Raw genomic sequence first — 447 nt, 5'->3', positions numbered from 1 at the left:
CTGCAGGTCGTGCCCGAACGGCTTCTCGATGACGACGCGCCGCCACGCGTCCTCCTGGGAGCGCGACAGGCCCGACTCGGCGAGCTGGCGGCACACGACCGGGAACGCGCTCGGCGGCACCGAGAGGTAGAAGGCGTGGTTGCCGCCCGTGCCGCGCTCGGCGTCGAGCGTCTCGACGGTCTCGCGCAGGCGCTCGAACGCCTGGTCGTCGTCGAACGACCCCTGGACGAACCGGATGCCCTCGGAGAGCTGGCGCCAGGTGGCCTCGCGGAACGGCGTGCGCGCGTGCTCCTTGACGGCGTCGTGCACCACCTGCGCGAAGTCCTGGTCCGCCCAGTCGCGGCGCGCGAAGCCCGTGAGCGCGAAGCCCGGGGGGAGCAGCCCGCGGTTGGCCAGGTCGTACACCGCGGGCATGAGCTTCTTGCGGCCGAGGCCGCCCGTGACGCC

The 447-nt window shown here is 73.6% G+C and carries 1 pseudogene; it reads right to left on the bottom strand.

Features of this window, described 5'->3' with window-relative positions:
* Positions 1–447 (bottom strand): annotated as a pseudogene (locus G3I78_RS48400) (glucose-6-phosphate dehydrogenase); the annotation flags it as partial.

The organism is Streptomyces sp. SID13726 (assembly GCF_010548375.1).
In the GTDB taxonomy this organism is placed as follows: domain Bacteria; phylum Actinomycetota; class Actinomycetes; order Streptomycetales; family Streptomycetaceae; genus Streptomyces.
The sequence above is the reverse complement of the archived record's forward strand: the minus strand, read 5'-3'. Positions and strand labels throughout refer to the sequence as shown.